At 67.3% G+C, this 10,443-nt stretch carries 12 protein-coding genes; 9 read left to right on the top strand and 3 right to left on the bottom strand.

The genetic code is table 11. From position 1 onward, the window contains the following. Window positions 1–215: 215 nt before the first annotated feature. From A5767_RS16310 to A5767_RS16300, 3 genes are all read right to left on the bottom strand, one after another. A complete protein-coding gene (locus A5767_RS16310) occupies window positions 216–1,499 on the bottom strand; it encodes an ABC transporter substrate-binding protein (protein ID WP_006550832.1) in 1,284 nt (427 codons plus the stop codon). Window positions 1,500–1,656: 157 nt separating this feature from the next. Then, window positions 1,657–2,730 (bottom strand): ABC transporter ATP-binding protein, encoded by a 1,074-nt coding sequence (locus A5767_RS16305; protein ID WP_064852702.1) that lies wholly within the window; start codon window positions 2,728–2,730, stop codon window positions 1,657–1,659. A 47-nt stretch (window positions 2,731–2,777) separates the two neighbouring features. Continuing rightward, window positions 2,778–4,232 carry an alanine/glycine:cation symporter family protein gene (locus A5767_RS16300; RefSeq protein WP_064852711.1) on the bottom strand — a complete coding sequence of 485 codons (1,455 nt, stop codon included), beginning with the start codon at window positions 4,230–4,232 and terminating at the stop codon, window positions 2,778–2,780. Window positions 4,233–4,329: 97 nt separating this feature from the next. Between A5767_RS16300 and A5767_RS16295 the strand changes: the two genes are divergently transcribed. The 9 genes from A5767_RS16295 to A5767_RS16255 all read left to right on the top strand — a co-directional run bounded on the left by A5767_RS16295 (window position 4,330) and on the right by A5767_RS16255 (window position 10,435). Then, on the top strand, window positions 4,330–5,139 hold the full coding sequence (locus tag A5767_RS16295) for a DUF2786 domain-containing protein (RefSeq protein WP_039957911.1): 810 nt from the start codon (window positions 4,330–4,332) through the stop codon (window positions 5,137–5,139). After that, a complete protein-coding gene (locus A5767_RS16290; RefSeq protein WP_064852701.1) occupies window positions 5,136–5,663 on the top strand; it encodes a TIGR04338 family metallohydrolase in 528 nt (175 codons plus the stop codon). The genes A5767_RS16295 and A5767_RS16290 overlap by 4 nt, the downstream gene beginning before the upstream one ends. A 297-nt stretch (window positions 5,664–5,960) precedes the next feature. Beyond that, on the top strand, window positions 5,961–6,617 hold the full coding sequence (locus tag A5767_RS16285) for a hypothetical protein (protein ID WP_064852700.1): 657 nt from the start codon (window positions 5,961–5,963) through the stop codon (window positions 6,615–6,617). Window positions 6,618–6,622: 5 nt separating this feature from the next. Continuing rightward, window positions 6,623–7,927 carry an SRPBCC family protein gene (locus tag A5767_RS16280; RefSeq protein WP_064852699.1) on the top strand — a complete coding sequence of 435 codons (1,305 nt, stop codon included), beginning with the start codon at window positions 6,623–6,625 and terminating at the stop codon, window positions 7,925–7,927. After that, on the top strand, window positions 7,924–8,337 hold the full coding sequence (gvpJ, locus tag A5767_RS16275; RefSeq protein WP_059381897.1) for a gas vesicle protein GvpJ: 414 nt from the start codon (window positions 7,924–7,926) through the stop codon (window positions 8,335–8,337). The genes A5767_RS16280 and gvpJ overlap by 4 nt, the downstream gene beginning before the upstream one ends. Then, the gene (locus A5767_RS16270; protein ID WP_082937720.1) at window positions 8,337–9,140 is read left to right on the top strand and encodes a GvpL/GvpF family gas vesicle protein; all 804 of its coding nucleotides are present in this window, start codon (window positions 8,337–8,339) and stop codon (window positions 9,138–9,140) included. Before gvpJ ends, A5767_RS16270 begins: the two co-directional genes overlap by 1 nt. Further along, complete coding sequence (locus tag A5767_RS16265; protein ID WP_064852698.1) at window positions 9,133–9,921, top strand: GvpL/GvpF family gas vesicle protein; 789 nt, start codon at window positions 9,133–9,135, stop codon at window positions 9,919–9,921. The genes A5767_RS16270 and A5767_RS16265 overlap by 8 nt, the downstream gene beginning before the upstream one ends. After that, a complete protein-coding gene (locus tag A5767_RS16260; RefSeq protein ID WP_033098480.1) occupies window positions 9,918–10,145 on the top strand; it encodes a gas vesicle protein in 228 nt (75 codons plus the stop codon). The genes A5767_RS16265 and A5767_RS16260 overlap by 4 nt, the downstream gene beginning before the upstream one ends. Beyond that, window positions 10,142–10,435, top strand: coding sequence for a gas vesicle protein K (locus A5767_RS16255; RefSeq protein WP_016693994.1), 294 nt, complete (start codon window positions 10,142–10,144; stop codon window positions 10,433–10,435). Before A5767_RS16260 ends, A5767_RS16255 begins: the two co-directional genes overlap by 4 nt. Window positions 10,436–10,443 lie beyond the last annotated feature (8 nt).

Genomic DNA, 10,443 nt, shown 5'->3' with positions numbered 1-10,443 from the left:
CCACCTGCACCGCCGCCCCCGCCGTCCTTCTCGCGTCTCCGGCCCCCCCCCCCCCCCCCCCCCCCCCCGTTTTCTTTCGGGCCGCCCCGGCCCCCCCCCCCCCCCCCCCCCCCCGGGGGGGGGGGGGGCGGGGGGGGGGCCCCCCCCCGCGGGGGCGTGTGGCGGATCCGCGGGAGTGTCGACCTGCGGGTCAGCCATGTACTGCTCCTAGAGCATCAGTTGCCGGCGGTCTCGATGCCGGCCCGGGTGTCGTCCAGCGCCTGCTGGACGGTCTTCTCGCCACGGATCGCAGCGTAGGCGTTGTCGGCGATCGCCTTCGACACGGCCGAGTAGTACGGCGACGCCGGACGCGGCTTGGCGGCCTCGAGGGCCTCCTTCAGCGTCGAGAAGTAGGGGTACTGCTCGAGGATCGAGGCGTCGTCGTAGACCTCGGCGAGAACCGGGGCGCCGCCCGCTTCCGCGTAGTACATCTGCGCCTGGCGGGTCTGCATGAACTCGAGGAAGTCGCGCGCGGTGGCGGGAGCATCCGAGAACGCGCTGATGCCGACGTTGTAACCGCCGAGCGTCGAGACGCCGGGGCCGTCGACGCCGGGCAGGACGGCGATGCCGTAGTTGCCGGCGACCGATGAGGTCTCACCGTCGGTGTAGAAGCCGGGCCACGTGCGCAGGAACAGTGCCTCGCCGTTGCCGAAGGCGGTCTGCGACTCGCCCTCGGTGTAGGTCTGCGCGGCGGCCGGGATGATGCCGTCCTCGAAGTTGTCGACGATGAACTGCAGGCCCTCGGCCGTCTTGTCGTCGACGGCCGGGGTCAGGCCGTCCTCGGCGACGAAGGAGCCACCGAAAGCGTTGACGATCTCGGTGACGTTGACCGTCAGGCCCTCGTAGTTCTTGAACTGACCGATGTAGCAGGCGATACCCGCCTCCTCGGCCTTCGGGCACTCGGCCTTCAGGTCGTCCCAGGTCGCGGGGGCCTCGTCGACGAGGTCGGTGCGGTAGTAGAGGAACGCGCCGTTGGTGTTCTTCGGGGCGGCGTACAGGGTGCCGTTGTAGGTACCCGACTCGACGGTCGCGGGCAGCAGGCCCTCGGTGTCGATCGCCAGGTCGTCCTCGAGGGGGAGCAGCCAGCCGTTCGCGGCGAACTCCGCCGTGTTGGTGACGTCCACGGCGATGAGGTCGTATTCGTCGCTGCGGGCCTGCATCCGCTGGGCGATGTCGTCGTACTGGTCGTTGGCCTCCTTGGCCAGCGGCTTGAACGTCACCTGCTCGTCGGGATGCTCGGCGTTCCAGTCGGCGATGATGCTCTCGAGCGCCGCGTTCAGGGGATCCTGCCCCTCGACGATCGTGATCGGGCCGCGGCCCTCACCGGAAGCAGCGGTATCCTCGCCGCCGGTCGAGGTGTCGTCGCCACCGTTGTCCGACGAGCAGCCCGCGAGAACGAGCGCGGTCGCGGCCGTAGCGGCGATCGCAGCCCTCCGCATCGCCTTCGTATTCAGAACCATCAACAACTCCCCATTTCGAGGTCGTAGAACACACGTCGGTGACCCAGCTGCACCGACACCGGCCACTACTGTGGCACGCAGCACCGGTAAAAGTCGGCATTCCGCCCATCCTGAATCGGTCGAGTGTCGACTCCGCAGACCGATCCCGGAGCGGTGATCAGCCGATCCGCTTCCCGTCGGACGTTCCGAAGACGTGCACGTGCTCGGGGTCGAAGCGCAGGTACAGCCGGTCGCCCTTCTGCGGAGGGTTGCGCCAGTCGCTGCGGGCGACGATCTGCTGGCCGATCCCGCCGACGTCCGCCCGGCCGTAGACGTAGGCCTCCGAGCCGAGCTCCTCGACCACGTCGACATCCATGGCCAGACCCTCGTTCGAGATCTCGAGGTGTTCGGGCCGGATCCCGAGCACGACCTCCTTCTCGGTGACCTGGCCGACCACGTCGCGCGGCACCGGTACGTGGGTGTCGCCGATCATCGCGCCGCGGTCGAAGACCGGGAGGCGGAACAGGTTCATCGCGGGCGAGCCCATGAAACCGGCGACGAAGACGTTCGCGGGCTTGTTGTAGAGCACGCGCGGCGACGCGCACTGCTGCAGGATGCCCTTCTCGAGCACAGCGACGCGGTCGCCCATCGTCATGGCCTCGACCTGGTCGTGGGTGACGTAGACGGTGGTGGTGCCGAGGCGGCGCTGCAGCTGTGCGATCTGCGTGCGGGTCTGCACGCGGAGTTTGGCGTCGAGGTTCGACAGCGGCTCGTCCATGAGGAAGACCTGCGGCTGGCGGACGATGGCGCGGCCCATCGCGACGCGCTGACGCTGGCCGCCGGACAGTGCCTTGGGCTTGCGGTCGAGGAACTGCTCGAGGTCGAGCATCTTCGCGACCTCGACGACCCGCTCACGGATCTCGTTCTTCGGTGTCTTGGCCAGCTTCAGCGCGAAGCCCATGTTCTCCGCGACCGACATGTGCGGGTAGAGGGCGTAGTTCTGGAACACCATCGCGATGTCGCGTTCCTTCGGATCCTGCCCGGTGACGTCCTGGTCACCGATGAGGATGCGCCCGCTGTGCACCTCCTCGAGGCCGGCGAGCATGCGCAGCGAGGTCGACTTGCCGCAGCCCGACGGCCCGACCAGGACGAGGAATTCGCCGTCCTCGATCTCGAGGTCGAGCGCGTCGACCGCGGGCGTAGTCGAGCCGGGGAACAGGCACGTGGCCTTGTCGAAGGTCACCGACGCCATCTCGCAGATCCTTTCCGAAGCGGAACACGCTCGTGCGGTAGGGGAATCTACCGTGCGTCGCTCGATCGGTTCTCGACCGGCGTGATGTCGTCGTCGTTCCAGACCTGGATCCCCCGGACGCCCGGGACGTCACCGGCGTGGAAGACCGGATCACGGCCCTGCTTGCGCTGCGCGCTGTAGTGGTGGAACAGGGCGTAGGCGATACCCGACAGCGGGATCAGGGCGATGAGGTTGACGATGGCCATGACTCCCATGGCGAGGTCGGCCAGGGCCCACACCAGCGGCAGCGATCCGATGGCCCCGAGGAAGACGCACAGCACGACCGCCGACCGGAGGTAGGGCAGGATGCGGCGCGATCCGGTGAGGAACTCCATGTTGGATTCGCTGTAGTAGTAATTGCCGATCATCGAGGTGAACGCGAGGAAGAAGATCAGCACGGCGAGGAAGTGCACCGTCCAGTCGCCGAGCTGCAGCGCGAGCGCATTCTGCGTCAGGGCGGCGCCCTCGAGACCGCCGCCGAACTCGGGCTCCGACAGCAGGATGATGAAGGCCGTGATCGAACAGACCAGCAGGGTGTCGAAGTAGACGCCGAGGCTCTGGACCAGGCCCTGCTTGACCGGGTGGGAGACGGCGGCGGCGGCACCGGCGTTGGGGGCGGAGCCCATACCGGCCTCGTTCGAGAAGAGCCCTCGTCGGATGCCGTTCATGAAGGCGGCGCCGAAACCACCACCGACGATCTCCTCGAGACCGAAGGCGTTCTCGACGATGAGCCGGAAGACGGTCGGGACCTCACCGATGTTGAGGATCACGACGATGATGCCGATGACCAGGTAGACGAACGCCAGGACCGGCACGACGACCTGGGAGACGCCGGAGATGCGGCGGATCCCACCGAAGATCACCACGCCGACGAGGAGGGCGACGACCAGGCCCACGATCACCTGGAGGGCCGTGGTCTTCTCCCCGATGGAACCCGACACCGCATCGACGACCGAGTTGGTCTGCACCGCGTTGAACACGAAACCGTAGGTGATGGTGATGATGACCGCGAAGATCATGCCCATCCAGCGTTTCCGCAGCCCGTACTGCATGTAGTAGGCGGGGCCGCCGCGGAAGGTGCCGTCCTCGTCGCGCACCTTGTACAGCTGGGCGAGAGTGGACTCGAGGAAGGCGGTCGCCGCACCGATCAGGGCCATGGCCCACATCCAGAACACCGCTCCGGGACCACCGAGGCTGATCGCGATCGCGACACCGGCGACGTTGCCCGTTCCCACGCGGGAGGCGGCCGAGACGGAGAAGGCCCGGAATGCGGACAGGCCCGGTTCCCCGTTGGGTAGTTTCTCGGGTTTCTCCACGACGGAGCGCAGCATGTCGGGCAGGAGCCGGATCTGGATGAACCGGGACCGGAACGTGTAGTACAGACCCGAACCGATGAGCAGTGCGATCACCGCATACCAGAACGTGTCGTTGATATCGGTGACGAAATCGACCGCAGTGTCCACCTGCACGATCTTGGTGGGTCGCGGGTGGTTTCGCAGGAACTTCGTGCGTGTTCCCGGTCTCGTGGGCGGAGTCGGTGCCAAGCTCTACGCTCGCTGGGTGAGTTCGGACAAGATGTTGAGTCGTATCGGCGGGTTGCTCCGCCAGGCGGAGTCCACCGACAACCCTCACGAGGCCGACGCCTTCCTCGCCGCGGCGCAGCGGCTCGCGACGTCCTCCTCGATCGATCTGGCGGTCGCGCGCAGTCACACGGCGGCGAAGGAACGCCGCGCGACTCCCGTGCAGCGACTGATCACCATCGGCGAGACGGGCAAGAAGGGACTGCGCACCTACGCCCAGTTGTTCATCGCGATCGCCGGGGCCAACGACGTGCAGTGCGACATCACCGCGAACTCCACCGTCATCTACGCCTACGGCTTCGCCGACGACATCGACGTGTGCGAGGCGCTGTACTCCTCCCTGCTCGTGCAGATGGTGCGGGCGTCCGACGCATATCTGCGCGAGGGCACCTACCGGAAGGAGACCACGGTGCGCACCGTCGTCGAGGAACGCGGTGGCCGCCGTGTGCGCACACGCGTGCGCAAGCCCGTTGCCGCGGTGACGGCCCGGCTGAACTTCCAGTCGGCGTTTGCCGCCCGCATCGGCGCCCGGCTGGCCGAGGCGAAGCAGGAGATCGAACGCGAGGTGGAAACATCTTCGCCCGGTACGGCGTTGGTGTTGCGTGGGAAGAGTCTGGAACTGCAGGACTTCTACCGCAGTACGTCGCAGGCACGGGGCAGTTGGCGGGGAAACCGGGCCCCGTCGGCGCGCTCGGCCGATGCCCGGCGCGCGGGCGACCGCGCCGGACGCGCGGCCCGGCTGGGAACGGCACCCGAACTGCCGTCGGCTCCGAGGAGGCTGGAACGGTGACCAAGGTGCGCGACACCCGCAGAACCGCTGTGTACGAAGCGGAGTCCATCGTACGGAAGATGCTCGACCGCGCCGACGAGCGCGGTCTGCGGACCGCCGAGGTCGCCGGTTCCCACGTCACGCTCCCGGTGGAGAGACGGTTCGCCTCCATCGCCTCGGTCCAGGACTACATCGACGCCGTGCTCGCCCTCGACTGGGTACGCACCCGGTGGGAGCGCGCCGCCGTGCCGGTGCGCGTGCGGGCCCGTGCGGGCAACGCGGCCGCACACTACGAACGCGACTGCGCGACGATCGCTCTTCCCGAGCACCGGGTGAACACCGCGTGGGCGTTCCGCGAGATGGTGGTGTTGCACGAACTCGCGCACCATCTCGATCCGCAGGATCCCGACGACGCCACCGAGGGGGCCCACGGGCCGGCCTTCGTCGACCGCTTCCTCGCACTCGTCGGCGAAATCATCGGTCCGGAAACAGCATTCGCTTTGCAGGCGACAGGGATCGCCACCCCGGTGCATCCGCGGCGATAGCCTCCGGTTTCCGGAATCCTTACCGGCTCGAGAACCTTTCTTTGGCATGCCCGCGGACGGCCGGTCGAGATCTGTAGCAAGCATCGTATCCTGCTGCACGACATACTGATTGGTACTTTTCGAGCCCGTCGTTCACTCCGGAATCCGCATGCCTACGAAGCACGCGAATCAAGGCCTCGAGTGACGTACTGCGGTTTGCATCACACAAAGACGCGCATCGGCTGCGTACCGTACCGAGACCTCCCCGGCCCCTTCCGAGCACGCCACACGACGCGCGGCATACGAAGGAGAACGGTGATGAAACCCGGAGCACGAGTCGCCCTCGGTGTGGGCATCGGATACTTCCTCGGCCGTACCAAGAAGATGCGGGTGGCCATGATGCTCGCCGGTGCCGGAATGACCGGCAAACTGCCCAGCAATCCGCAGGAACTCCTGCAGCGCAGCGCCTCGATGCTCGGCTCGTCTCCCGAGATCAACAAGATCACCGAATCCGTACGCGGAGAACTCATGCATGCGGCTCGTGCCGCTGCCGTGACCGCGGCCAGCAACCGGATCGACGCCCTCAACGAACGTCTGCAGTCCCGCGCGAGCGGTGGCGGCGAGCGATCGGAGGACGAACCCGAGGACGCCGAGTACGAGGACGAGTACGAGGACGAGTACGACGAGCGCGACGAGGAACCGGAGTACGAGGCCGACGAGAGCGACGCCGTGCAGGACGAGACGGGCGACGACGAGGGCGCCGAGGAGGAGTCGGACACCGAACCCGAGCGCCCCGCACCCCGACGCCGCACCACCCGCGCGTCCTCCCGTCCGCGAACATCCCGCAGCAAGAAGGCATCCGACAGCGAGGACTCGGACGATTCGGACGAGGCACCGGCCAAGCCGCGTAAGCGCGCGGCGCGCAGCAGTGGCTCGTCGTCCGGCCGCGCCCCGGTCCGCCGAACGGGACGGTGAGGACGATGGCCAGGTCGAAGGGCGTCGCGGGCGGAGTCACCGACGCGGTGGGCAAGGCCGGGAAGACCGCTACCGATACCGCCGGTGAGGCCGGTCGCACCGCCACGGACACGGCGGGGAAGGCCACGGGCGGACTGACCGGTGGACTGCAGCAGTCGTTGCAGGGCCTCGCGGGGACGGTCGCCCAGAACGCGTTGTCGAGCCTGTCCGACAGGGTCACCGGCACGGCGGGACGATTACAGGATTACTCCGAGGGCAAGGGCGGGAACCTGACCAGTGCGCTCACCGGTGTCGACAAGCTCGCTCAGGGCGAGTCGCCGTTGAAGGCGGCGGCAAGTTCGGGATTCGAGAACCTGAAGAACACCGCGAAGGACAAGTTCCAGGACGTCAAGGAGTCCGTCACCGGTGGTGGTGGAGGCAAGGGTGGGGGCGGTAAGAAGCTCAAGCTCACCAACATCGTCGAGAGCATCGACGTGGGCGTGCCGATCGACCTCGCCTACGACCTGTGGACCCAGTTTGCCGACTGGCCGAAGTTCATGAAGAAGGTCGAACAGGTCGAGGACGAGAAGCTCCACTGGACCGGCAAGGTGTTCTGGTCGCGCCGGAACTGGGAGTCCACGATCCTCGAACAGGTGCCGTTCGAACGGATCGTGTGGCGTTCCAAGGGCGGCAAGGGCTACATCGACGGTGCGGTGACCTTCCACGAACTCACACCCGATCTCACCCGGATCCTCATGGTCCTTGAGTACCACCCCCGGGGTCTGTTCGAGCGCACCGCGAATCTGTGGCGGGCGGTCGGTCGCCGGTCACGCCTGGAGCTGAAGCACTTCCGGCGCTACGCCATGACCGAGGCCATCCTGCATCCCGATGACATCGTCGGCTGGCATGGCGAGATCCGCGAGAGCGAGGTCGTCAAGGACGACGAGACCGCGCGTCAGGAGGAAGAGGAGCGCGAACAGGAGGACGCCCGCGAGAACGGCGAGGAGGGGGTGACCGACACCTCCGGCGACGAGGACGAGATCCGCGACGAGGACGAGGATTTCGAGGAGGGTGAACCGTCCGAGGACGAGTACGAGGAGGAGTCGCCCGAAGACGCAAGCGACGAGGAGTCGCCCGAGGACGAGGAGGATCTCGAGGACGAGTATCCCGAAGAGGAGGACGAGACCGAGGAGGACGAGACCTCCGGCGAAGAACCCGACGACGAAGAGGACGAGCCCGAACCGCCTCGGAAACGCGCGCCCGCGAAGCGGACCCGCGCGACGAAGGCCACCGGTACGCGCTCGGCCCGCTCGAGAGGATCCCGGTCATGACCATCCAACCTGCAGGGGGCGGCGGCGGTGGAGGCGGCGGGGGCGGTATGGCCCGTCCCAATTCGTCCGGCCTCGCCGACGTCATCGACACGATCCTCGACAAGGGCCTCGTCATCGACGCGTTCGTGCGTGTCTCGCTCGTCGGTATCGAACTGCTCACCATCGACGCCCGCGTCGTCGTGGCCAGTGTCGACACCTACCTGCGTTTCGCGGAAGCGGTGAACCGGCTCGAGATCTCCGACAACGAGCCGAAGGGCCTTCCGGATCTCGTCGGCGACATCACTTCGGGCGGTTCCAAACACAAGACGAAGGGAGCACTCGAGGCTGCGGGGGAGAAGGTCAGCGAGTTCCTCGGGGACGTCCAGGAGCAGCGCGAGCCCGCTCGACGATCTCGCAGGGGTGAGGACTGATGTCGACCGGACAGACCGAACGGCCCGAGCAGGGCGACAACGACGAAACCGCCACGACCACTGCGGTCTACGTCTACGGGATCGTCCCGTCGGATGTGGAGCCGGAGGATCATGCGGAAGGGGTGGGTAATCCGCCGGCCGAGGTGTCGGTGGTCAGATCCGGTCGCGTCGCCGCACTGGTGAGCGAGATCCCCACCGATCGCGCCCTCGGCACACCGGACGATCTCGAGGCGCACGCCGAGTTGCTCGACGGGACCGTGACGGTCGCCCCCGTGCTCCCGTTGAGATTCGGGGCGGTCCTCACCGATCGGGATGCGGTGGCCGCGGAACTGCTCGAGGGGAACGAGGACGAACTCGCCTCGGCCCTCGACCAACTCGAAGGTCTCGCACAGTACGTCGTGAAGGGGCGCTACGTCGAGAAGACGATCCTGCAGGAGATCCTCGAGGAGAACTCCGAGGCGGCGCAGTTGCGTGAGCAGATCCGTGGGCAGTCCGAGGACGCGACCCGCGAGGCGCGAATGGCGCTCGGGGAAATCATCAACGCGGCGATCGAGGCCAAACGGAACGAGGACACGCGCCGCACGGTCGAGGCCCTGTCGTCGCTCGACCCGATGGTCAACGAGCGGCAACCCACGCACGAGCAGGATGCCGTGCACATCGCCGTCCTCGTCGAACTCGAGCGGCAGGACGAACTCGAATTGGAGAACCGGCAGCTTCGCGAACGGTTGGCCGCACTCGAGGCCCGAGCGGAGGAACTGGAGCCGGAACCGGCGGAGATCGTGGACGAGGAGAACCGTGACTGACACGACCGGGACCTGGATGTACGCCGTGACCGACGGGACGCTCGTCGGCCCCGAGACCGAGGGCGCCTCCGGCGTCGCCGGCGAGCAGGTCCGCATGGTGCAGGAGGGCGGACTGACCGCCGTCGTCGGAACGGTGCCCCTGGACGATTTCGGCGAGGCCGCACTGGCTCGCAATCTCGAGGACCTGGACTGGCTGGAAAGAGTGGCCCGCGCCCATGATTCGGTCGTCGCCGGATCGGCACGGCACGTCTCCGTGGTACCCCTTCGACTCGCGACCGTCTGCCTCGACGACGAACGGGTCCGGGCCCTGCTCACCGAGCACCGGGAGCAGTTCGCGTCTGCGCTCGCCCTCGTGACCGGTCGTACCGAATGGGGGGTCAAGGCGTTCGCCGATCGCAAGGCGCTGACCGCGGCCGCCGCGGAAGCGCATGCGGAGGGTGCGGGTTCCGGCAGGGGCACGGCCTATCTGCTGCGTCGCCGCGCGCAACTGGCGGCGCAGGAGAGCATCGAACGCGATGCGGCCGAACGCGCCGCCGATATCCACGATCGGTTGCTGCGTGTGTCGGCCGCGGGTCGTCGGAGCGCGCCGACCGATCCGGCACTGAGCGGCAGCCAGGAGTGGATGCTGCTCAACGGGACATATCTCGTCGACGACGACAGGGCGGACGAATTCTATTCCGAGGTGGAGGAACTCGGGTCCCTGAATCCGGGGATCAGGCTCGAGACGAGCGGCCCGTGGCCGCCCTACTCGTTCGCTGGAGCAGAACGGATCTCGCCGTGAGATACGCCGACGGATCGGTGGACGAGGAACGGCGGATCGCTCTGATCGATCTGCTGGATCGGGTGCTGTCGGGCGGCGTGGTCATCACCGGCGACATCACACTGTCGATCGCGAATATCGATCTGGTGCGGATCTCGTTACGCGCGTTGATCTCGTCGATCAGTACCCTGTCGCTGCCCGGGGTCGACGTCCCCGTTCCCCGTGGGGCCCGGGAGGGTTCGTGAGCGAGCCGGTGAACTTCCCGTCGCGTATCGACGCCGATCCCGAATCCGTGGAGCGGGGTCTGGTGACGCTGGTGCTCACGCTCGTCGAACTGCTCCGGCAGCTGATGGAGCGTCAGGCCCTGCACCGCATGGATGCAGGGGATCTCAGCGACGAGCAGATCGAACGGCTCGGCACGACACTGATGCTGCTCGAGCAGCGCATGGGCGAACTGCGCGACCATTTCGGGCTCACCCCCGAGGATCTCAACATCGATCTCGGTCCACTGGGGACACTGCTGCCCCGGGAGTGAGCCCGATC

This window comes from Rhodococcus sp. 852002-51564_SCH6189132-a (assembly GCF_001665495.1).
GTDB lineage: Bacteria > Actinomycetota > Actinomycetes > Mycobacteriales > Mycobacteriaceae > Rhodococcus > Rhodococcus pyridinivorans.
This window is presented reverse-complemented; position numbering and strand designations above follow the sequence as displayed.

Excerpts from the sequence above, each read along its gene's own strand:
- A5767_RS16310 (WP_006550832.1), bottom strand. The coding sequence starts at position 1,499 with ATGGTTCTGAATACGAAGGCGATGCGGAGGGCTGCGATCGCCGCTACG.
- A5767_RS16305 (WP_064852702.1), bottom strand. The coding sequence starts at position 2,730 with ATGGCGTCGGTGACCTTCGACAAGGCCACGTGCCTGTTCCCCGGCTCG.
- A5767_RS16285 (WP_064852700.1), top strand. The coding sequence starts at position 5,961 with ATGAAACCCGGAGCACGAGTCGCCCTCGGTGTGGGCATCGGATACTTC.
- A5767_RS16280 (WP_064852699.1), top strand. The coding sequence starts at position 6,623 with ATGGCCAGGTCGAAGGGCGTCGCGGGCGGAGTCACCGACGCGGTGGGC.
- gvpJ (WP_059381897.1), top strand. The coding sequence starts at position 7,924 with ATGACCATCCAACCTGCAGGGGGCGGCGGCGGTGGAGGCGGCGGGGGC.
- A5767_RS16270 (WP_082937720.1), top strand. The coding sequence starts at position 8,337 with ATGTCGACCGGACAGACCGAACGGCCCGAGCAGGGCGACAACGACGAA.